The sequence below is a fragment of the Variovorax sp. 01T432 genome, assembly GCF_056398605.1.
In genome coordinates this window covers 1-21,657 of the sequence record NZ_JBFTPS010000046.1, presented here as the reverse complement: position 1 = coordinate 21,657, position 21,657 = coordinate 1, and the positions used below count along the sequence as shown (strand labels likewise).

Genomic DNA, 21,657 nt, shown 5'->3' with positions numbered 1-21,657 from the left:
GTGTCTCGCGCAAGAGCTTCGAACAGAGCGGCGGGAGTTCTTGACTACGCCCTCGCCTCCTCCCGGGAGGTCGAGGTCGTGCTCCTCCGTCGCTTCCGAGGCACAGGCTCACTGAAGGTAGGCAGTACGTCCCCAGACGCGGCCACTCCCGGTGAGCGTCTGACTGCGCGGCGCGACGCAGTGCTGCGGGAGATCGCCGCTGCCGGAGCGCAAATGCGCGGGACGCTTCCATCCGCGCGGCGTCGAGGGTAATTTGAGCGTCCGCCACCGGGGCGCGACGCTTCGTAAAAAGAACGAGCCGATCCCCCTACTTCGTACCCTGTAGGGTGTAGGTGAAACCAGCGGGTCGAACAAAAACGCGTGCCTTGATGGGTGGATTGCTCTATCGTTTGTGCGCGTGACCGGCGTGGCAACACGACAGGTGAAGGAGTCTTCATGGAGAAATCATTGACCATCGTTGCGCGCATTCTCGTGGCGCAAATCTTCATCATCGCGGGCTACGGCAAGTTGATGGCCATGGGCTGACCGCGCAGTACTTCGCCTCGGTAGGCCTGCCAATGGCCACTGCGCTGGTGCCTCTGGTCATCCTCGTCGAGTTGGGCGGCGGACTGGCCATCCTGTTTGGCTTCAAGGTCCGCTGGGCCGCTGCTGTGCTGGCGCTCTTTGCCGTGGGGTCCGCGTTCATCGCGCACCGGAACTTCGCCGATGAGGAACAGATGACCAATTTCATGAAGAACCTCGCGATGGCCGGCGGCCTGCTGCTGTTCGTGAAAAACGGGGCCGGCCAGCCCAGCATCGACGATCGGGCGGGCAGCCGCTAGACCAGCGCCAGCATCGGGCCAAGCCCCGGCTTCGCGCGCTGAATAGGGAAGCGGCATGAAGTCTGCGCGAGGCATCTGGATGATCGCCACGGCGGTCGCACTGGCTGCGAGTGCCGGATGCGAATGCTTTGCGCAATCGAACCTGACCCTTTATGGCGGCGTGGACTCGGCCCTGGTCTACGCAAACAACCAACTGGGAAGGTCGTCGATCTATGCGCGCAGCGGCAACCTTGCGGCGTCCAAGCTGGGCTTCAAGGGCATCGAGGACCTGGGCGGCGGCCTGCAGGCGGTCTTCGTCCTGGAGAATGGCCTCGACATCGAAACCGGCGCGACCAGCCCGCCCGGCTATGCCTTCAGCAGGCAATCCTATGTCGGCCTGGGCGACCATCACGTCGGGGTGCTGACCATGGGGCGGCAATACACGCCGTACTACCTTTTCGTCGGAGGGCCGCTGGGTCCCACCAACATCGTCACGGGCGCCACGGGCGCGCGTCCGGGGGACATCGACGGGCTCGACACCACGATCCGCGCCAACGACTCGCTGAGCTATACCTCCCCCGAATGGTCGGGGCTGCAATGGGGCGCGATGGTCGGACTTCCCCGTGGGGCCGACTCCGGGTCGGCCGGCAAGGCATACAGTGCGGCCGTCAAATACGACGCACTGCCGTGGAACCTGGGACTGGGCTATCTGAAGCTGAACAACGGCAACACGGCAGGGATCTGGAGTCCATCGGCGTCGGGCAGCTTCTCGACATCGCCGGTCAACAACGGCTACGTCTCGGCAGGCTCGGTCCAATATCTTGCCGCCGCGATGCGCCACACCCTCGATCAATGGGTCTTCGGCGCACATGCGACCGAGGTGAGCTACAGCCCCAGGAGCGACTCGTTGTTCAGGGAGACGGCGCGTTTCGAGACCGCGGGCTTGATCACCTCCTACCAGACCTCTTCCGCCCTCACCTTGGGCGCCGCCTTGACCTATGTCCGCGAGCGTCCCGCGAACGGCATCACCGATCCGGCGCAATACCGTCAGTTGTCCCCGTCGCAAATCTACTCATCCTCGAAGAGGACCGCCCTCTACCTGCTGGAGGCGCGCCAGCTGGCGCGCGGCAGAACGCTAAGCATCCTCGGGATCGGACATCCGATCGATGCGCTGGCGATGGTAGGCGACTCGCAAAACCAGACACCTTCATCAGGCGGCAACCAGACCGTGCTGATGTTCGGCATGCGCCATTCGTTCTGACAGGCAACAGACAAGGACCCATCCCATGAACGCCGAGGCAGCAAAATCTCTTCCCACCCCTCGCACCCAGCGGCGAACCCTGTTGGCCGGCCTGCTGTCCGCCTACACCGCGTCGCTGATCCCGTGGGCGCTCGCACAACCGGTGAGCGATGAGTATCGCGGTGCGTTCGCTGCGGTGTCGGCGCTGCTGGCGGGCCGGCAGTCGCTGGACGGGGCGCAGGCCGCACGCCTGTACGACGCGCTGAAGGCTGACGATGCGGGCTTTCCGTCGGCCACCCGCAGCCTGCTGGCGCTGATCAACGAGCGAAAGATCGACCCGCTCGACTTGCAGAAGGTGCTCGACGCCGAACACCCGGAACTGGCGCCCTTGCCGCGCAAGATCGCCACCGCGTGGTTCATGGGCATCGTGGGCAGCGCGGAGGCGGCTCGCTGCCTTGCCTACGAGACCGCCCTCAACGCGGTGATCGTCGCCGATGTGCTGAAGCCGCCCACCTACGCCTACGGCGCGTACGGAAGCTGGGCCCGCAAGCCGACCTGAGGAACATTCCATGGCCGAACAACTGTCTGCCGACTTCATAGTCATCGGGTCGGGCATCATCGGATCGCTCACGGCGCGCAAGCTGTCGATGCGCGGCGCTTCCGTCATCATCCTGGAAGCCGGGCCGCGCGTCACCCGGGATCAGATCGTGGCTCGGTTCCGGAACTCGGCGCGCAAGAGCGACTGGATGTCGCCATACCCGCCGGCACCCTGGGCGCCGCATCCGGTGTACCAGCCCGAGGACAACGGCTACCTGATCCAGGCGGGCCCCTACCCCTATCCGGCCGAGTATCTCCGCCAAGTCGGCGGCACCACCTGGCACTGGGCGGCCCATGCCTGGCGTAATGTCCCCAACGATTTCCGGATCAAGAGCCTTTACGGCGTGGGGGTTGACTGGCCCTTCAGCTACGAGGATCTCGAGTCCTTCTATCAGGAGGCCGAGGAAATCATGGGGGTTTCGGGCGCCCCCAACACCGGCTCGCCGCGCAACAAGCCTTTTCCGATGGAGCCAGTGGCAGAACCGTACGCCATGCGCCGCCTGCGCGAGCGGCTGGTGTCGGCCTATCCGGTCGTGAGCAACACCACCGCGCGCAACAGCCGCTCTTATGGGGGTCGGCCCGCCTGTTGCGGGAACAACAGCTGCCAGCCCATATGCCCGATCGATGCGCAATATCACGGGGGCATCGCCGCTGCAGATGCCGAGGCCGCGGGTGCCAGGCTCCTCTCGAACGCCAACGTCTACCGCATCGAGCACGACACGACGGGCCGCATCGTGGCGGTGCACTACTATGACCCAGACAAGGTCTCGCACCGCGTGACCGGAACGAGCTTCGTCCTGGCGGCCAACGGCATCGAAAGTCCGCGGCTGCTTCTCCTGTCGGCAAGCGACAAATACCCTCAGGGATTGGCCAACAGTTCCGGCATGGTCGGGCGCCACCTGATGGACCATCCGAGCACGTCTTTGACCTTCGATGTCGATGAGGACCTGTGGCTGGGTCGTGGCCCGCAAAGCCCCAGTTCCATCAACACCTTGCGCGACGGGCCGTTCCGCTCCGAGCATGCGCCATATCGCCTTGACTTCACCAACATCTCCCGGGTCGCCGGCGCCACGCAGTCCCTGATCGATAAAGGCGTGTACGGTCCTGAATTCGAAAGACGCCTTCGCCACAGCGCGGCGCGCGAATTCAACGTCAAGACGGTGCTGGAAGTGCTGCCCGCAGCAGACAACCGCATCACCCTGAGCGATCAGAAGGACGCCATGGGCATTCCCAAGCCGCAGGCGCACTACGCGATCGACGACTACACGCGCAAGGGAGCCGATGCAGCCAAGGCGGATTTCGCGCGCATCGCCGAAATGATGGGCGGGACGAACCTGCGGTTCAGCAAGGACGGCAGCTATGCCAACAACCAACACATCACCGGCACGATGAGCATGGGCAAGGATCCCGCGAGATCGGTCGTGGATGGCCACGGACGCACCCACGATCACGAGAACCTGTTCATCACCAGCACCGGCGTGCTGCCGACGGCAGGTACCTGCAATTCCACAGAGACAGGGGTTGCGGTTGCGCTCAGGACCGTGCAGCACATCCTGGAAGCCTCCGGCGTGCCAGGACCGGGACCCGCTGGGCCGCGCAGCGGACAGAGGACGCCCTCATGAAATGGATGACTCATCCGGGACGGGATCTGGGCGCCTTGCTGTTGGCCCTCGCCGGGATCACCGGGGCCGTCGCCGCGCCGGCAAATGCCGACACCGCTCTGGTGGAACGCGGAAAGTACCTGGCCCTCGCCGGCGATTGCGTGGCTTGCCATACCGCCCCGGGCGGCAAGCCGTTCGCGGGCGGACTGGCGATGCCGACCCCCCTGGGGGCCATTGTCTCGACCAACATCACATCGTCGACAAGCCACGGTATCGGTAGCTACACGTTGGCCCAGTTCACGGACGCTCTGCGCAGGGGCATTCGCGCCGGCGGTCAGCACCTGTATCCCGCGATGCCTTACACCGCCTATGCGCAGGTCACGGACGACGATGCGCTAGCGCTCTACACCTACTTCATGCACGGCGTCGCGCCCGCGGATACGTCGCCTCCCGCCACGGCGCTGCCGTTTCCTTTCGATGTCCGGCTGTCCATGGCCGTGTGGAATGCGCTGTTTCTCGATGACAAACAATTCGTTGCCGATGCAGGGCAGGGTGCGGAGTGGAACCGGGGTGCCTATCTGGTGCGCGGGCTCGCGCATTGCGGCGCCTGCCACACGCCTCGAAACGCCCTGATGGCGGAAGATCCATCTCGCGCCCTGGGCGGCGCAGAGATAGGCCCCTGGTTCGCGCCCAACGTCACGTCCGACACGGTCGCCGGCATCGGCGGCTGGACCAAGGAAGAACTGGCGAGCTACATGCGCTCTGGACACGCTGCCGGCAAGGCGCAGGCCGCCGGTCCCATGGCCGAGGCGATCGACAACAGCTTGCGCCATCTCGACGACGGTGACCTGCGCGCGATCGCGGGCTATCTAAAGACGGTACCCGCCCAGAGCGACGCGCAAGCGACCCGGCCGGCATTCGCGTGGGGCACCGCATCCGATGAATTGAGCAGCGTGCGCGGCGTGGCCCTGCCGTCGGACGGCGATCGCATGAACGGCCCCCAACTCTACGATGCCCACTGCGCGACCTGCCACCAGGCACAGGGACAAGGCAGTTTCGACGGGAGATTGCCGCCGCTCTTCCACAACACCGCGTTGGGACACGCACGGGCCAACAATCTCGTCATGGTGATGCTCGAAGGCGTCCGCCATCCTTCCGATGACGGCGGCGTCGAGGTGCTGATGCCGCAGTTTTCGTTCCTGTCGGATCAGCAGATCACGACGCTGGGCAACTATCTGCAGAAGCACTACGGCAATCCGCAGGCGGTGATCAGCGTCGACCAGGTGAAAGCGCTGCGTGCCGGCGGCGAGGCTTCTCATCTGGCACTCGTGGCCCGTGCGGGCATGGTCGCGGCGATCGTTGTCCTCCTCGTTCTCGCCGTTACATTCCTGCGTCGCAGGCGCGGGACGGCGCAATGACCGGCGCGCAATGGTCGGTCTCTGGTATTCATCTTCACGACTTCGGGAGTTCCGAAATGCAATCTATCCGTTCGAGGCGCCGGCCGTATCGCCATGCCTTGCTGGCGGCGACGCTGTGTACCGTGAATGCCTTCGCCACCGGCGCGCAGGAAGCGAAGCAGCAGGCCGAAGCCATTGTTTCGCGCATGACGCTGGACCAGAAGATCCAACAACTGCATGGCGCCGCTCCGCTGGCCACCAAGATCGCGGGTCCCAAGGACGGACCGATCGAGAATCTGCTTGTCATGCCGCGCAGGACGGATGGCATCGCCGCTCTCGACATTCCGCCTTTCTACGTCACGAATGGTCCCTCGGGCGTGGGGATGGGGGATGCGAACCCGCAGAAGCCGGCGACAGCGCTTTCATCGCCGATTTCGCTCGCATCGACCTGGAACACGGGCGCCGCCTACACCTTCGGCAAGCTCAGCGGATCGGAATCCCGTGCCCTGGGGAACACCCTGCTGGAGGCCCCCACGATCAATATCGCGCGCGTGCCGCAGAATGGCCGGACATTCGAGGCCTTTGGCGAGGACCCCTATCTCACGGGCCAACTGGCGGTCGCGAACATTCTCGGCATGCAGAGCGAGAAGACGATGGCGAACGTCAAGCATTTCGTCGCCAACAACCAGGAGACCGATCGGTTCACGATCAATGAAGTCATTGACGAGCGCACGCTGCGCGAGATCTATCTCTATGCCTTCGAGCGCGCGGTGAAGCTGGGCAACGCCGCGTCAGTGATGTGTGCCTATCCGAAGATCAACGGCACATTCAATTGCGAGAACGAGGCCCTGCTGGACCGCGTCCTTCGCAACGAGTGGGGCTTTGACGGCTTCGTCACCTCGGACTTCTTCGCGGTGCACAGCACCGTTGCGACCGCCTTGGCCGGCGTCGACCTCGAGATGCCGAATGGCCTGTTCTTCGGCGACAAGCTGAAGGAGGCCGTCCAGTCCGGTGCGCTGGCTGAATCGAAGCTCGACGAGAAGCTGGTCCGCCGTTTGCAGAAAATGATCGAGTACGGCTTCATTGGTCAGCCGCCCGTCGAGCGGCCCATTCCCGCGCAATCCCATCAACGCACCGCCCAGGCCCTGGCGGCCGAAGGCATCGTGTTGCTGAAGAACCAGAAGCACGTGCTCCCGCTCCAAGCCGAGAACCTGAATACCATCGCACTGATCGGCCCCCAGGCAACGCATGCAATCACCGGCGGGGGCGGCAGTTCGAGGGTCGTCCCATTGATGACGGTCAGTCCCCTCGAAGGCCTCCAGGCGCGCGCGGGCAACGGCGTGCGGGTGCTCCTCGACGACGGCAAGGACGTCGCCAGCGCGGCTCGACTGGCTCGCGTGGCCAGCGTCGCTGTCGTGATGGTGGGGGAAGTCACCAGCGAAGGCTCGGACCACGAACTCGACCTGAGCAGAGACGACAACCGGCTGGTCGAGGCCGTGCTGGACGCCAATCCAGCTACCGTGGTGGTCCTCAAGACGGGTTCGGCCGTGTACATGCCCTGGGAGCACAAGGCCGCGACCCTGTTGGAAGCATGGTACCCGGGCCAGAGCGACGGCGCAGCGGTCGCCTCCGTCCTCTTCGGCGATGTCAATCCATCGGGGAAGCTGCCGATCACCTTTGCCCGCACCAGCGGGGACTACCCTGCCAGTACGCCGCAGCAATGGCCGGGCGTGAACCAGGAGGCGCGCTACTCGGAAGGAATCTTCATCGGCTACCGGCACTTCGACCAGAACCGGATCAGGCCGTTGTTTCCCTTCGGCTTTGGCCTGTCGTACACCACCTTCAAATTCGCGAATCTCAAGGTGGAACAAACCAGGTCCCCGATGGGCACCGGGTTCGAGCCTGCCTGCTTCGTCTCTCTCGATGTGACGAACACGGGCAAGCGCCAGGGCGGCGAAGTCGCGCAGGTCTATCTGGGGCTCCCAACTACCCGTGATCTGCCTCAGGCGCCGAAGAAGCTGGCCGGATTTTCCAAGGTCGAGCTCCGACCTGGGGAAAGCAGGCACATCCGCATTCCCATCGAGGGCCGCGACCTCGCATCTTGGGACGTTGCCAGGCACGAGTGGGTCGCGGTACGCGGGCCGGTCGACATCATGGTGGGCGGGTCCTCCAGGGAAATCGCCTTGCGCGAAACTATCGTGCGCGAGCACTGACCGGGGACGGCGAAAGCATGCGCATGCGGCCTCCGCGCGAGTCTCAAACGCCGAGCGATCCGAGCCAGCGCACCGCTTGCGCCCATTCCGCGGGAAGAAGCTCGTGGCCACCAGGGAAGTCCGCACCCGCAAGTTCCAGCGGAAGCGTGGACGCCATCGCGCGGATGGCCTGGGCATCCGACGGCGGCATGATCCGGTCCGCGCTGCCATGGCTGACCCAGAGCGCCTTGCCGGCGAACGCGCCGTGCGGCGCCACGTCCGGCGCGACCTCGGGCAGCAGCCGGCCGTGCAACACCATCGCCGCGCGCAGCCGTTGCGGATGGGTCAGCAGCACGGAAAGCGACATGATGCCGCCCTGGCTGAATCCGCCGACGATAAGCCGATCGGGCGGCACGTCCAGCTGCCTGGCAGCGGACTGCGCCAGGTCGCCGACGAGAAAGCGGCTCTCCCGCTCCTGCAGCGCATCGATCCGGCGCTGGCCGTCGGCCGTCCGGTGAATGCCGAACCAACCGTAGGCGCCCTGATCGATCTCGTACGGGGCCCGCAGGCTCAGCACGTGAACGTTGGAGGGCAGCGTGGGCGCGAGGTCGAACATGTCCGCCTCGTTGCTGCCAACGCCGTGCAGCAACACAAGAAGCCACGGATCCGGTCCGGTCGCAGGAAGGTGCAGGAAATGAAGCGGAAGGCGCATCGGAACTCCGCGGAATTCTTCGTAGAGTGGAGTGTAGGTCGTATGCCGTTGGCGCTTGGACTTTAGAACGTTTAGTCACCCTCGCGGTCGCGTCCGGAACCACGCGGCAGGTTCCACTTGTAGCGCAGCGACAGGTACCGTAGCGCGAAGCACGCCGCCAGAGCGACCCAGGTCCGCCCGTTCGACACCCATCCCAAGCGTTCGCCAGCCACCTCGATGCCGGCGCCGACCAGCGCGGCCGAGGCATAGATTTCACGCTGAAGAATCACCGGCACTCGATTGAGCAACACGTCCCGAATGACACCGCCGCCCACGGCGGTGACCACGCCCAGCAGCACCGCCACTTCGGCGTTGTGGCCAAAGATCATGGCCTTCTGTGCGCCGGTCACAGCAAATAGTCCGAGGCCCAAAGAGTCGAACAGCATGACCGGGTGCGCGAGGCGCAGGATCAACGCGCTTGTGGCCATCGTCATCAGCGCCGCCGCCAGGGCGACGGCGAGGTAGCGCCAATCGGTCAGCCCCGCCGGTGGCACGGCGCCGATGCAAAGGTCGCGGAGCACGCCGCCGCCGCACGCGACCGCGAAGGCGATGGCGATGACGCCGAACCAGTCGAGGTCACGGTCCCTCGCAGCGACTGCACCGCTGATGGCAAAGGCGAAGGTACCGGCCAGGTCGAGAAAGGTGAACAGGCGGTGGTCATTCAGCCCGGCAAGAGCCAGTTCGTGGACGTTCATGCCCCGGGACACAGCCACGCGCCGGCGGCGGTCAGCATGGCTTGCAAGCCGGTCTCCAGCGTCGGATGGATGCGCGGCGCAAACTTCGGCGAGTGGTTGCTGGGGATCTGGTTGACGGTCTTTTCCTCCTTGGCCTTGGCGTAGACCGCCGGATCGGTGCCGCCGACGAACCAGAATACATAGGGGATGCCCCAGCTGCGACCGAAGATGCTGAAGTCTTCGCTGGCCGACGCCGGACTGGGCGCCAGCGAGGCGTTCTCGCCGAATTGCTGGCCAAAGGCCTGCGCTACTTTTTGCGTGGCGACCAGATCGTTCTCGGTCAGCGGATAACTGTTGATGGTGGTGAACTCGGGCGGGCGCTCCGCGCCGGACGCGTCGCATTCGGCGCAGCAGATGCGGCGGATCGACTTGAGCATGTACTCGCGCGTGTCTTCGTCGAAAGTGCGCATGTTGAGCTTGATGGTGGCGTCGTCGGGAATGATGTTTTCCTTGGTGCCCGCCTGCAGCGAGCCGATGGTGAGGACGGCTGGCTCCGTCGGCGCGATCTCCCGAGAGACGATGGTCTGCAGGCGCATGGTGGTCGCCGCGGCCATGATTACCGGATCGATCGAGGTCTGCGGCTGCGAGCCGTGCGAGCCGCGTCCGAACAGCTTGATCTTCAGGCTGTCCCCGGCCGACAGCGTGACGCCGGGACGGTAGTTCACGGTGCCTGCCGGGCCGACCATCACGTGCTGGCCGAGGATGATGTCAGGCTTCGGGAAGCGGCCGTCGCCCCAGTCGCGCACCATGGCGCTGGCGCCTTCGGCCGTTTCCTCGCCCGGCTGGAACACGATCATCAGCGTGCCGCTCCAGGCGGCGCGGTTCGTGGACAGGATGCGCGCGGCTCCGATCATCCAGGTCACGTGCATGTCGTGGCCGCACGAGTGCGCAACGCCGACCTCGTCGCCGTCCGCGTCGCGCGCCGTCACGGTGCTGGCATACGGCAGCCCGGTGTTCTCGGCCATCGGCAGCGCATCCATGTCGGCGCGCAACATCACTGTCGGGCCAGCGCCATTCTTCATCACGCTCACCACGCCGGTCACGCCGATGTTGCGCGTCACCTCGTAGCCCAGACGCTCCATCTCGTCGGCGACGATCTTCGCGGTGCGGACCTCCTGCATCGACAACTCGGGATGCTGATGGATGTCCTTGTAGAGCGTCTCGAGATCGGTCATCATGGCGGGTTCAGAAGAGGCGAGTGCCTGGGTGAGGGGATTCATGACACCTCCAGGAGTGAAGAAGCGAGGTTGAAGGAATTCCAGTGGGAAGAGGTGTGGCCCGAGGCCGGTTTGTGGGTGCTTGCCGTCAGCGCCGAACTCAGGCCTGTGCCTTCCTTCCCTTTGGAATCGTGAGCATGATCGCGACCATCGCCATGGCGACCATGAACACGTTGAAGCCAAGCGCGACGATGGCGGCCTCCCGCACGGCAAGGTTGTCTTGGCGGCCACTGAAGGTGATCACGCCGTCCAGCCAGTTCACGCTCGAACTATTGGCGCTCAGCGCCGTGAAAATGGCGGCAGAAATCGCCACGCCGAAGGCGGCGCCCAGCGACGATGCCATCTTGTAGATGCCCGAACCCGATCCCGTCTGGGCCGCCGGCAGGTTCGACAGGGCCGCATCAGTCGAGGGGGTGGCGTAGAACGCCAGGCCGACGCCAAACAAGGTGTAGCCCAGGCTCGCCAAGATCTTGTAATTCGACAGCAGCAGGTTGGCGGGCGACACCAGCAGGATCGCGAGGCCTGTGATCAGGCAGCCCCAAATCATCGGCTTGCGCGGACCGAAGCGCTGCAGCAGTTTTTCGCCCACGCGGATGAAGGCGATGATGGCGACTGCGTAGCCCAGCGTGAGGAAGCCGGCCTGCTGGGCGTTCATGTTGCCGCCGATCTGCACCAGTTGCAGCGACACGATCAGCGTACCGGCGGTCCCGTTGATCAGGAAGTTGGAGATCGTCGCGCCGGTGTAGGTCGCGTTCTTGAACAGGCTGAAGTCGAAGAAGGCATTGGGTGCCTTGTCTTCAATGCGGACGAACAGCCAGCCGACCACCACCGTGGCCGCCAGCAGACCCAGGCCGACGAGGCTGGTCCAGCCCAACTTGTTGCCCTGCGTCACCAGCACCTGCAGTGCCACCATGGCGACCATGAACGCAAGCACGCCAGACAGGTCGAACTTGTACTCGCCTTTGGTCTCGGCCTTGCTTTCGGGCGCGCCGCGCATCATCCACAGGCCGAGCACGCTGACGGCGATGGCCACCCAGAAAATCGATCGCCAGCCAAAGTTCTGCGACATCAGGCCGCCGACGAGCGAGCACAGGCCTGAGCCGCCCCAGGAGCCTATCGACCACATGCTGATGGCACGCTGGCGTTCGGCGCCGTCCCAAAACGCTTTCACCAGCGCCAGGCTGGCCGGCATGATGCAGGCGGCCGACAGGCCTTGCAGCGCACGGCCAAGCAGCATGACCGGCGCGGCCAGTTGTCCCCGCGGCGTGATCGCCACCAGGAGCGAGCCGGCGATGCTCAGGTAAAAGCCGATGCGAGTGATCTTCATCCGGCCCACACGGTCGGCCAAGCCGCCCATCACCACGATGAAGATCCCCGAGAACAGCGAGGTGATGGCTACCGCGACGTTCATCATGTTCGCATCCATCCCGAGGTCGCGGCTCATGTCGGGCGCGATGTTGAGCGTCGTCTGGGCAAACAGCCAGAACGCGACGACGCCCATGATGATGCCGAAAAGCAACCGATCGTTGCCCTTGTACGGCACGGGTTGAACGCTGATAGTCATGCCCTTTTTCAGTGCGCCTGCGCCTAGCTTGTCTCGAAGGCTGCGTTACCGAGAAAGCACCATCGATCGACAACCTGTTCGTTTCTCTGGTGCTGTGCGGGTCATACCTCCGCGGCCTGACCTGCTGCTGACCGCTGGCCACCACCTGTGGGCGCAGCTGCGCAAGTCATGCCGAGCCCCTGGGCTGGCCTGCCGGCATCGGTGTCATGCGTCGCGCGGCAGCACCGCAAGAACGCGTGCGATGAACTGGTGGAAATCCGACATGTAGTTGCGCAGGAACTCCGCCGTGCTTTCGTTGGTCACGTCGCCGTCTTCGGTGATGAGGCCCGCGGTGAACTGGATGTAGGCCTCCGGTGCGTTCATCTGAGGCGCGTTGCAGAAGCCAAGCACGCTGCGCAGGCTCTGCTGGGCCACCGCTGTGCCAATGGCGCCGGGCGATGTGCCAATCACGGCAGAGGGCTTGTGCGTGAAGGAGTTCTTCCCCCACGGCCGACTGGCCCAGTCGATGGCATTCTTGAGGCCGCCGGGAATCGAACGGTTGTATTCCGGTGTGACGAAAAGCAGCGCATCGACATCGGCGATCGCCTGCTTGAAGGCCCGGGCCACCGGCGGGTAGTCGGCGTCATAGTCGTAACTGTAGAGGGGCAAGTCCTTGATCGGGATCTCTGAAAACACCAGCGCGGGCGGCGCCAGCTTCACCAGCGCCTTGGCGAGCTGCCGATTGATGGAGGCCTTGGCGAGGCTGCCGATCAGGTAGCCAACTTTGTGCGTAGTCATATGAATTTCCTTTCAACACCGAGGCCGATGCCACCGTCCGACTGGCCGACGTTTGGTTTGCGGTTTGCGGCTTGCAGCTACAGAGCTTGGGAGAACAGATCCTGTGAAGCTGGATGGGTCACGATACGCGCATCGGCATCTGCTGAGAAGAGCGCACCGACGGGCGCGTGGCCCATAGATTGCCAACCTTTGACTTCAGCATCTCGGCGTTGAACATCGGGTACCTCTCAACTCGTCGACTGAACGGAGCGCTTCATGGTCGATGGGGTTGCAGGGATTGCAGCTTCTCAGGCTGCGCGCTTCGCGCGCTCGCGTCGGAGGCTTAAGACGGAACGGAACCACTACCTGATCACGTCGGTCAGGCTCTGAAAAGAAAATCTGCAGCAGACGGGCACCAAGGTCGAGGCACGCAGGGCGATGAAGCATGTCATGATCGCTGGCCGCGTCGACTCAGAAGATCTGACGTTTGTGATGTCATCGCGCCCAGGGCGATTTGGCTATCCGAACCGCAGCCCCTATTCCACCGTCAAGTGGGGGCTGATCGGCTCAAGGAAAACGCGGTCGACGGAGCACGGCGAGCACAACATCCGACCAAACGCGATCCTTCCCGGTGCGGTGGACCGGTGATCGCATTCAACGCGTGTTCGAGGGCCGGGATCAGGCGGCAGGCAAGAGCATCAACGAGATCAAGGCGCCCGCGGTCTCCCATTCAGAAATGCCTGCCGGAAAGATGTTGGCCACAGGCTGATGCCCAAGCCGTGTAGCGGAACACGAGAGCTAGTGCGGTCCGCCACCCTGTTCTGTACCTGTCCCGCAGTGGCCGCGAGAGCAGCCTTGGCTCGCGTGACCTTGGCGAGGATGTCAGAGGCGCGTGCCGTCCAGATGAACGCCTTCGGCTCGATGTTGTGATGGGCGACGCAAAGGTCGACTCGCCGGCGTTTGGCCCGCATCCTGCCACACCGGCGCCTGCGCCACGGGCCCAGGGTAGAACCTCAGTTTTGCTCAGACCTGCTGTTCGTTGGTGTTCTTGACGGCGGTGGGAGGAGGTGTCATTCTGGTGCGTAGTCCTACTCATCAGAGCGCCAGGGAGTACGTATGAGCATCAGAACAACCCCCATCGAGTCGTTGGTGGACCTATCGAAGGCTCTCGCTCACCCGGAGCCGTGCAACCTGCAGCTGCAGACGTCGGTACTGAGTCCGTACTCGATAACCCTGCCGCCGGGCTTCCTGCTTACAGGTAGGGACAAGGACAGCTGCATTCTGAGTTTCAGCAACGGCGACGGCGTCGGATTGACCGCCGATAACCGCATCGAGAACTTGACGGTCATGGCGACGCCCTCAGCACGCGCCATTTATACGCAGACAGGCCTTGCGGACATGGGCAGCATCACGCTCAATGACTTGTGCGTCACGGGACAGCTGTCCATCATTGTGCGCGGCGGGACCAAAAACCTGAACCTCACGGTCGACAAGCTCCACGTTGCGGCGTGCGATTGCCGTCGCTACAGCGAACAGCCGCAGAAGTACGGGGTGAACGTCTACCAAGGGGCCCTGACCGTCTACAACTTCAACGGCGACCCCGACTCGAAGATTCGCGCTTCCTTGACCAACATCACGGCGGGGAGCCGGAACGCGCCCGTCATCGGCTCGGGCGTCTTTGTGAGCGGGTTCAGCGACAACGGCGGCTGGGTCGAACTGGAGAAGCTCACCACCGGGGCCGTCTACTCGAACGGTATGTTGCCTTACGGTACCGCCGACATCATCAGGCCGGCATCTTCATCGTGTACGGCGTGCGAGCGAAGCTGGTTGAACACTTCGGCGAAATCATCACCTACGGGGTGAACGACATGGTTCTCGACACCTGGGGCACGGTGGAGAACTGGATGGCACACGCCCCCATCGTATCCTATGGCCCGAGCGGAATCGGCTTTGTGAACTTTGGAACCGTCGACAAATTCGTGGCGGAGAAGGAGGTGGTCACGCACGGCCTGGGCGCACGCGGATTCAATCAATACGACGGCACTGTCCGCAATGCCCGCTTCCACTCCATCGAAACCTTCGGCAACGGCTCCATCGGCGTTCAGGTCAGCAAGCCGGTAGGCACCATCGTGATTGAGAAGGGCATCACGACTCACGGGTCCGTCGGCAACACCCTGGTGAAGGGTGTCAACATGGTGCTTCCCGCCGAGGCGTTCAGCGTCAAGCCGGGCGGCGTGGTCGAGAGGCTGGAGGTGGGGGGTGACCTGACGACACATGGTGCGAACGTAACCACCTATGCGGTCGAAGGAGGAATGGTCAACGCCGTCGACATCAAAGGAAGGGTGCAGGCTAACGGCGAGAATTCCGACGCCGTCCTGGTGAGCAAGGGCGGGTCCACACCACTGACAAACGTACGTGCCACTGCAAAAGCAGGCAAGAGTCTGGTTGTTGCTGAGGGAGAAGTCACGGACCGCGCCGGTCTGTCCGCTGGCTGACGCCCTGATGAAGGAATAGCGCATGATCACACCGACCCTACCCCGCATGCCGGCTGCTTTTCTGGGACATGGATCCCCGATGAATGCGCTGGAGGCGAATCGCTTCACCCAAGCATGGCGTGATCTCGGCAACGCCCTGCCACGGCCGCGCGCGGTTGTTGTCATCTCGGCGCACTGGTTCATCAACGGGTCCGCTGTCACCGCCATGCGCGTGCCGCGAGTGATTCACGATTTTTTCGGCTTCCCACCTGAACTGTTTGCGTTCGACTATCCCGCACCGGGCAGCCCTGAGGTGGCGCAGGAACTAGCCGACCTCCTCCAGCCAGTCCACGTTGGCCTTGACCACGACAGCTGGGGCATCGACCACGGCGCTTGGTCGGTACTCGCGCACGTGTTTCCGAATGCGGATGTCCCCGTGCTGCAGTTGTCCATTCATGCCGCAGCGCCGCTGGACTATCACATGGATCTCGGAGCCAAGTTGGCGCCATTGCGCGACCGGAGAGTCTTCATCGTCGCAAGTGGCAATGTCGTGCACAACCTGCGGCGAGTTGATTGGTCCCATGGCGAGCGCGGATTCGATTGGAGCGAGCGCTTCGATGCGCACGTGCGCGAGGTGATGACCACCAACCCAGCAGCACTGGCGCAGGTGCTGCACCACCCCGACTACTCCAGCGCGGTTCCGACCCCCGAGCACTTCCTGCCGCTGGCTTACCTCGCCGGACTATGTTCTGCTGCCGGCGAAACCGCACAGCCGTTTGCGCAGGGCTGCACTCTTGGTTCTTTGAGCATGACAAGCTACCTGCTCGGCCTGACACCGCCGCTGGTTCGCCCAACTGCCGGCAGCGACGCGGCCTGGATGCCCACGAGCACGCCGCCCGAACAAACCAACATCTGAGCCATGGTGGTCAACCGAGGCTGCGCCGTGCGGGAGCCGGCGGCGGTGCCAGGAGCACGACGTTCATCAGCGCGGTGGCCCCTACCCACTCCCAGGCAACACCCTGCGCAATCCGGCACCCAGCGCCGCGCGCAAGCGGGGGCTGTGCAGGCATGCTGCACCCGCAAGACCGAGCACGGCTCCGACCATCGTGTCCACCAGACGCGCCTGCATGAGCTGCTGCGGCGCCATGACGGACTGCTGCCCCGCCTCTGCCAGCAAGAGTGTCAGCGGCGTGATGAAGACGGTGGCCAGGCCGTAGTGACGCACTACCAGCGTTTCGATCACCAGCGTCAACGCGGTCAACACTGCGGCCACACCCCAAGGTCCCAGCGGAAACTCCGCGATACCGAGAAACACAAGCAGTCCCAGCGCAGTCCCCATGATGCGATGGAAGTGTCGCGTCCATGCCGCGCGAAGCGACGCGCCCTGAATGATGGCGAGACAGCTTACCGGCACCCAGTATGGCCGGTCCAACTGCAGCGCATGTGCCGTCAACAGTGACAATCCCACGAAGCTGCCGATCAGCACCGAGTCCACAACCACGAAGTCGAAGCTCGGCTCGACGCGCGGGCTGGGCGCGGGCACACCGTGGCGGCTTACGACCCGCAGGCTGTAAAGGAACGCAATGCCCACTGCGAGCACCGTGCCGAGCGCGAGAGCGCCGACCTGCAGCACTGCTGCCCGCCCTTGAACGGGAGTGTATGCGGCCATCGCCGCGGCCATGACGAAGAAAAGGCTGCCAGGCGGAGGCGCCAAGTAAAAGCGGCACACCATCGTGACGAGCGTGGTGATGAGTGCGAGCAACGGCACGACCAGATTGGGGTAGAAATGCCCGAGCATGCCCAGTGAATGGCTCGCGATCATCCCGAACGCGCACGCCATCAGCCATGCCATGCGGTGCGCCAGTCTCGTGGCGGGGAGATGAAGGAAGACAAGGCCGCCGATCGAGCCGGCCAGCCCCAAGCCGACCTCGCCATAGGCTGTGCCGGCAAAGATCGGCAGTCCGAGAGGTGGCTCCGGTTGTCTGAACACGCTTTGACCTGAGATAAGTGGATTGGCTGCGGGTTTGATCTTTCAATCTTTAGGCCCCTGCCAGGCCGCCGGAGGCGCCCCGGTTGAGCCATGTACTCATGGTTCAACCCATCAGGCAGCCTCCTTCATCGCCGGCAGCGTGGGGAAGTAGAACTCGTCGGGTGTGCGCTTGTCCAGCGACGAGTGAGGTCTCCGGACATTGTAGAAATCGATGTAGCGCGCGATCCCTGCCTTGGCTTGGGCGACAGAGTCATAGGCGTGGAGGTAGGTGAGTGGCGCGAGGGAATCGCACCCCCGCGCTCTCCCAGAACCGGACGTGAACCTCTCGATTCATCCGGCTCCTATTGTCCAGTCGTCATCATTGCCGCGCTCCAATGCGGGAGTAACGTATCCGTCCGGCAAAGTCACATTGAATTGGCATAGCCGGACGAGGATGCTTGTGTCCACGAACAAATGCGTGGACATATGGACACTTCCGAGATCGGACCCGAAGACGTGACCGCTGCGGCCAGGCGCAGTTGGCGGCGGCATTCCGCGGAATTCAAGGCGCGGGTGATCGAGCTGGCGCGGCAGCCGGGCACCTCGGTAGCTGCCGTGGCGCTGGCCAACGGCCTGAACGCCAACATGCTGCGTCGCTGGGTTCATGAGGCGGCGCCCGGCGGTGGTGCACCGAAGACCGTGGCACCCAGCGTTGCTCCGACCCTGGCGAGCTTCGTGCAGTTGCCGATGTGCGAGCCCGAGCTTCCCCCCGCGCCTGACGCTCGCCCGGTGCAGCTGGCAATGAACGCTGCGGCGACGCAGCAGCCCGCCGACGTCACAGTGGAGATCCACCGCAGCGGCACCACCGTGCATGCCAGGCTGCCACTGGACGAGCGCAACGCCGCGTGGCTGCGCGAGGTGCTGGGTTGATCCGCGTCGATGCGGTGTGGCTGGCCGTGCAACCCCTGGACATGCGCCTGGGCACTGAAGCCGCGTTGGCTCGCGTGGTCGGCGTCTTCGGCGCTGCACATCCCAACCATGCCTACCTCTTCACCAACCGACGCGCCAACCGCATGAAGGTGTTGGTGCACGACGGCATCGGCGTGTGGCTGGCCGCGCGGCGGCTCAACGCCGGCAAGTTCGTCTGGCCCGCCGACACGGCCACCACACTGCAACTGACGCGCACGCAGTTCGACGCGCTGGTGCTCGGCCTGCCGTGGCAGCGGCTGGGCGATGCCGGGATCATCAGAGTGATCTGAACACGGCCGATGGCAATTGCCGTATGTGCCGATGCGCCGGGCGCGGCGCTGCGGCACGATGACGCTCCATGATCGGTGCGCAGCAACTAGACGCCTTGGACCCGCAGACGCGGCAGGCGATGCTGTCGCTGATGGCCGAGCTGGCAGCCCGCGACGCGCAGCTCCGGCAGCGTGATCACGAGATCGCCTTCAAGCAGGCGCTGATCGATAAGCTCACGCACGAGATGGCGGTGCTCAAGCGGTTGAAGTTCGCCGCCACGAGCGAGCGCTTCGCCAGCACCCTGTCGCCCGAGCAGAAGAGCCTGTTGGAAGAGACGCTGGACGCGGACCTGAGCGAACTGAGTCGAGAGATCGAGCAGCAGCGCGGCGACGGGGATGACAAAGGCAAGGCCGACAAGAAGAGCCCCAAGCGTGCCCCATTGCCACCACACCTGCCGCGCCGCGACGTGCCGCACGAGCCGGCCGACACGAACTGCGACTGCGGGCAGGCGATGCAGCGCATTGGCGAGGATGTGGCCGAGAAGCTGGACTACCAGCCGGGCGTGTTCACGGTCGAGCGGCATGTGCGCGGCAAATGGGTATGCCGCTGCTGCCAGAAGCTGGTGCAGGCGCCGGTGCCCGCGCACGTCATCGACAAGGGGATCCCGACGGCGGGGTTGCTGGCGCAGGTGCTGGTGGGCAAATTCATGGACCATCTGCCGTTGTACCGGCAGGAAGCTGTCTTCGCGCGTGCCGGTCACCTGATCGCCCGCTCGACGCTGGCGCAGTGGGTGGGCGAATGCGGCGCGCAGCTGCAGCCCCTGGTGCAGGCCCTGGCCGACGAACTGCGGCGCCACCTGGTGCTGCACGCCGACGAGACGCCGGTGGCGATGCTCAAGCCCGCGCAGCTGCGAGACGGCAAGACGCATCGGGCCTACATCTGGTCGTACTGCACGCCGAGCACGAACCCGACCAGGGCGGTGGTGTACGAGTTCTGCGAGACCCGCAGCGGCGAGAACGTGCGCGAGTTCCTGCAGCTGGACACCCCGCAGGCATGGAAGGCCACGCTGGTGACTGACGGGTTCAGCGGCTACTCGGCCTGCGTCGAAAAAGGCGTGACCTCAGCACAATGCATGGCACACGCCAGGAGGAAGTTCAACGACCTGTGGGCCAACCATCGCAGCGAAGTCGCCCGCTTGGCGCTGCGCTACCACCAGTGCCTGTTCAGGATCGAGCGGGAGATCGAAGCGCTGCCCGGCGAAGAGCGACGGCGGATCCGGCAGCGCAAGTCACGCCGGGTGCTGGCCGTCTTCCATCGCTGGCTGCTCGCGCAGCGGCAATTGGTGCCGCCCGGCTCGGCCACCGTCAAGGCCATTGATTACAGCCTCAAGCGATGGAAGGAGCTCACTCGCTTCGTCGAGGACGGCGACGTGCCGATCTCCAACAACTGGGTCGAAAACCAGATCAGGCCGATTGCCCTTGGCAGGGCGAACTGGTTGTTCGCCGGCAGCCTGCGCGCGGGCAAGCGGGCCGCGGCGGTCATGAGCTTGCTTCACTCGGCACGCATCAACGGGCACGACCCCTACGCGTACCTCAAGGACGTCCTCGAGCGACTGCCAACGCACTCGGCCAGTCGGATCGACGAGTTGCTGCCGCATCGCTGGACGCCGCCTGAGGGGTGAACGCGCCGGCGGCGCCAATCCCGCCTGCTACGCTGCGGCGATGGCCACACGCAAAACCGCTGCACGCAGGAAATCCAAGCCCAAGCACGCTTACCGACTGCTGGTGAAGCTCGAGGGCAGCGAGCCGACGGTCTGGCGGCTGATCAGCGTGCCCGGCCACATGACGCTGGCCGATCTGGACCGCATCATCCAGGCGGCGATGGGCTGGACCAACAGCCACATGCACCTGTTCGCGATCGACGGCAACCTGTACGGCCTCCCTGATGACGAGTGGATCGACGACAAACCCGTACTGCCCGACGATGAGTTCACTCTCGACGAGGTGGTGGGCACGACGGTCAAAGGCTTCCTGCACGAATACGACCTCGGTGATGGCTGGAACCACGACGTGACGGTGCAGGCGGTCGAGCTCCCTGACGAAGGGCGCAACAGCTGGCCGATGTGCTTGGCCGGTGCGAACGCCTGTCCGCCAGAGGACGTCGGCGGGCTCGGTGGCTATGAGGAGTTCCTGCAGGCCATCGGCGATCCTTCCCACGAGCAGCACGACGCAATGTGGCAATGGTGCGGCGGTCCGTTCGACCCGAAGAGCTTCGACATCAACTCGGCCAACCGCGCTATCCGCGACTGGCTGTCCGAGCGCCTCTGAGCCGGCTCAGGCAGGAAGGGAGGCGTCAAGTGTGATGGCCGGACGGATACCGCTATGCAGCCGGCGTCGCCGCCGATCGCCGGAAGCCTGAGGAGAGATAGTGTGCACGTGTCCACCAAGAGTTAGTGGATACGAGCATCCTTTGCTCCTACCGCGAATTCAAGATGGGATCGCCGGACGTACATGAACGCCCCCTATGCCAGCCTCTCAATTCGTGACAACGCGAAGGTGAAGATTGCTCCCGTACATTCGGACTGTGAGTGCAGCTTTTGGCTGCGGTCCCTGATGGGATTTGCTGGTCAACGCCTCAATCGCTTACACGCACTCTAGGTGCCTCGACCGGCGCGGGCTTGGTCAACCACGGTCTTACCTGTTTTGCCATCACTTCATGATCGCCTGAGCAATCGGTGGTATTTCTCCCGGAAGTTGTTTTGCGACTTTCGCGATTGGCCTTCGATCACGCGACCTCGGCCACCTTGCTGTAACCCGTCTCGTAGCGCCGGTCATGGGCCAGCAGCGCCCAGACGATTCGAGCATTCTTGTTGGCCAACGCGACCGCCGCGACATTCTTGTTGCGGCGCTGCACCACTGCGTTTACCCAACTGCACGGGTCCGCCCTTTGTCCAGCGCCCCCCCGTGCCAATATGAGCTGCTACACCTACCCCCGAGAGATCAGTGAGCAACGAGGTAGGCATGACGATCAATCCACAACCCAAGGCAGCGATGGACGCAGCGAACAGTTTGCCCGATCCCGGCGCATTGGAAGGAGCCCGTAGGGCTTGGAAGGAGCCCGTAGGGC

At 64.2% G+C, this 21,657-nt stretch carries 20 protein-coding genes and 2 pseudogenes; 14 read left to right on the top strand and 8 right to left on the bottom strand.

Annotated features, from left to right (window positions below; translation table 11 throughout):
* The first annotated feature begins 521 nt into the window (after positions 1 to 521).
* The 6 genes from AC1DNF_RS26955 to AC1DNF_RS26930 all read left to right on the top strand — a co-directional run bounded on the left by AC1DNF_RS26955 (position 522) and on the right by AC1DNF_RS26930 (position 7,848).
* Complete coding sequence (locus AC1DNF_RS26955; protein WP_478151747.1) at positions 522 to 821, top strand: DoxX family protein; 300 nt, start codon at positions 522 to 524, stop codon at positions 819 to 821.
* 79 nt (positions 822 to 900) lie between these two features.
* Positions 901 to 2,061, top strand: a complete 1,161-nt coding sequence (locus AC1DNF_RS26950; protein ID WP_478151719.1) for a porin — start codon at positions 901 to 903, stop codon at positions 2,059 to 2,061.
* 25 nt (positions 2,062 to 2,086) lie between these two features.
* The gene (locus tag AC1DNF_RS26945; RefSeq protein ID WP_478151718.1) at positions 2,087 to 2,599 is read left to right on the top strand and encodes a sugar dehydrogenase complex small subunit; all 513 of its coding nucleotides are present in this window, start codon (positions 2,087 to 2,089) and stop codon (positions 2,597 to 2,599) included.
* Between the two features lie 10 nt (positions 2,600 to 2,609).
* Positions 2,610 to 4,259, top strand: coding sequence for a GMC family oxidoreductase (locus AC1DNF_RS26940; RefSeq protein WP_478151717.1), 1,650 nt, complete (start codon positions 2,610 to 2,612; stop codon positions 4,257 to 4,259).
* Between the two features lie 35 nt (positions 4,260 to 4,294).
* Positions 4,295 to 5,656 (top strand): c-type cytochrome, encoded by a 1,362-nt coding sequence (locus AC1DNF_RS26935; protein WP_478151716.1) that lies wholly within the window; start codon positions 4,295 to 4,297, stop codon positions 5,654 to 5,656.
* 56 nt (positions 5,657 to 5,712) lie between these two features.
* Positions 5,713 to 7,848 carry a beta-glucosidase gene (locus AC1DNF_RS26930; protein ID WP_478151715.1) on the top strand — a complete coding sequence of 712 codons (2,136 nt, stop codon included), beginning with the start codon at positions 5,713 to 5,715 and terminating at the stop codon, positions 7,846 to 7,848.
* 43 nt (positions 7,849 to 7,891) lie between these two features.
* On the opposite strand, the gene AC1DNF_RS26925 is transcribed toward AC1DNF_RS26930, so the two are convergent.
* The 5 genes from AC1DNF_RS26925 to AC1DNF_RS26905 all read right to left on the bottom strand — a co-directional run bounded on the left by AC1DNF_RS26925 (position 7,892) and on the right by AC1DNF_RS26905 (position 12,870).
* Positions 7,892 to 8,539, bottom strand: a complete 648-nt coding sequence (locus AC1DNF_RS26925) for an alpha/beta hydrolase (protein ID WP_478151714.1) — start codon at positions 8,537 to 8,539, stop codon at positions 7,892 to 7,894.
* 71 nt (positions 8,540 to 8,610) lie between these two features.
* Complete coding sequence (locus AC1DNF_RS26920) at positions 8,611 to 9,243, bottom strand: trimeric intracellular cation channel family protein (protein ID WP_478151746.1); 633 nt, start codon at positions 9,241 to 9,243, stop codon at positions 8,611 to 8,613.
* A 26-nt stretch (positions 9,244 to 9,269) separates the two neighbouring features.
* Positions 9,270 to 10,532, bottom strand: a complete 1,263-nt coding sequence (locus AC1DNF_RS26915; protein WP_478151713.1) for a M20 family metallopeptidase — start codon at positions 10,530 to 10,532, stop codon at positions 9,270 to 9,272.
* A gap of 97 nt (positions 10,533 to 10,629) precedes the next feature.
* Entirely contained in the window at positions 10,630 to 12,093 is a 1,464-nt protein-coding gene (locus AC1DNF_RS26910; protein WP_478151712.1) for an MFS transporter, read from the bottom strand.
* Positions 12,094 to 12,297: 204 nt separating this feature from the next.
* Positions 12,298 to 12,870: an NADPH-dependent FMN reductase gene (locus tag AC1DNF_RS26905; RefSeq protein WP_478151711.1), complete on the bottom strand. Its 573-nt coding sequence runs from the start codon at positions 12,868 to 12,870 to the stop codon at positions 12,298 to 12,300.
* A gap of 417 nt (positions 12,871 to 13,287) precedes the next feature.
* On the opposite strand from AC1DNF_RS26905, the gene AC1DNF_RS26900 reads away from it, so the two are divergent.
* From AC1DNF_RS26900 to ygiD, 4 genes are all read left to right on the top strand, one after another.
* Positions 13,288 to 13,497, top strand: a complete 210-nt coding sequence (locus AC1DNF_RS26900; protein WP_478151710.1) for an SDR family NAD(P)-dependent oxidoreductase — start codon at positions 13,288 to 13,290, stop codon at positions 13,495 to 13,497.
* A gap of 468 nt (positions 13,498 to 13,965) precedes the next feature.
* Positions 13,966 to 14,712, top strand: a complete 747-nt coding sequence (locus AC1DNF_RS26895; RefSeq protein ID WP_478151709.1) for a hypothetical protein — start codon at positions 13,966 to 13,968, stop codon at positions 14,710 to 14,712.
* Positions 14,661 to 15,344, top strand: coding sequence for a hypothetical protein (locus AC1DNF_RS26890; RefSeq protein ID WP_478151708.1), 684 nt, complete (start codon positions 14,661 to 14,663; stop codon positions 15,342 to 15,344). Before AC1DNF_RS26895 ends, AC1DNF_RS26890 begins: the two co-directional genes overlap by 52 nt.
* A gap of 22 nt (positions 15,345 to 15,366) precedes the next feature.
* Positions 15,367 to 16,239: a 4,5-DOPA-extradiol-dioxygenase gene (gene ygiD / locus AC1DNF_RS26885; protein WP_478151707.1), complete on the top strand. Its 873-nt coding sequence runs from the start codon at positions 15,367 to 15,369 to the stop codon at positions 16,237 to 16,239.
* Positions 16,240 to 16,320: 81 nt separating this feature from the next.
* Here the strand turns inward: ygiD and AC1DNF_RS26880 are convergent, their stop codons facing one another.
* Positions 16,321 to 17,313 (bottom strand): FUSC family protein, encoded by a 993-nt coding sequence (locus AC1DNF_RS26880; RefSeq protein ID WP_478151706.1) that lies wholly within the window; start codon positions 17,311 to 17,313, stop codon positions 16,321 to 16,323.
* Positions 17,314 to 17,424: 111 nt separating this feature from the next.
* A pseudogene (locus tag AC1DNF_RS26875) lies at positions 17,425 to 17,580 on the bottom strand (integrase core domain-containing protein); the annotation flags it as partial.
* Between the two features lie 198 nt (positions 17,581 to 17,778).
* On the opposite strand from AC1DNF_RS26875, the gene AC1DNF_RS26870 reads away from it, so the two are divergent.
* From AC1DNF_RS26870 to AC1DNF_RS26855, 4 genes are all read left to right on the top strand, one after another.
* On the top strand, positions 17,779 to 18,222 hold the full coding sequence (locus AC1DNF_RS26870; protein ID WP_478151705.1) for a transposase: 444 nt from the start codon (positions 17,779 to 17,781) through the stop codon (positions 18,220 to 18,222).
* The gene (gene tnpB, locus AC1DNF_RS26865) at positions 18,219 to 18,551 is read left to right on the top strand and encodes an IS66 family insertion sequence element accessory protein TnpB (protein WP_478151704.1); all 333 of its coding nucleotides are present in this window, start codon (positions 18,219 to 18,221) and stop codon (positions 18,549 to 18,551) included. Before AC1DNF_RS26870 ends, tnpB begins: the two co-directional genes overlap by 4 nt.
* Before the next feature lie 68 nt (positions 18,552 to 18,619).
* Positions 18,620 to 20,212: an IS66 family transposase gene (gene tnpC, locus AC1DNF_RS26860; RefSeq protein WP_478151703.1), complete on the top strand. Its 1,593-nt coding sequence runs from the start codon at positions 18,620 to 18,622 to the stop codon at positions 20,210 to 20,212.
* A gap of 40 nt (positions 20,213 to 20,252) precedes the next feature.
* Complete coding sequence (locus AC1DNF_RS26855) at positions 20,253 to 20,858, top strand: plasmid pRiA4b ORF-3 family protein (protein ID WP_478151702.1); 606 nt, start codon at positions 20,253 to 20,255, stop codon at positions 20,856 to 20,858.
* A 457-nt stretch (positions 20,859 to 21,315) separates the two neighbouring features.
* On the opposite strand, the pseudogene AC1DNF_RS26850 reads toward AC1DNF_RS26855, so the two are convergent.
* Positions 21,316 to 21,462: pseudogene (locus AC1DNF_RS26850) on the bottom strand (IS110 family transposase); the annotation flags it as partial.
* Positions 21,463 to 21,657 lie beyond the last annotated feature (195 nt).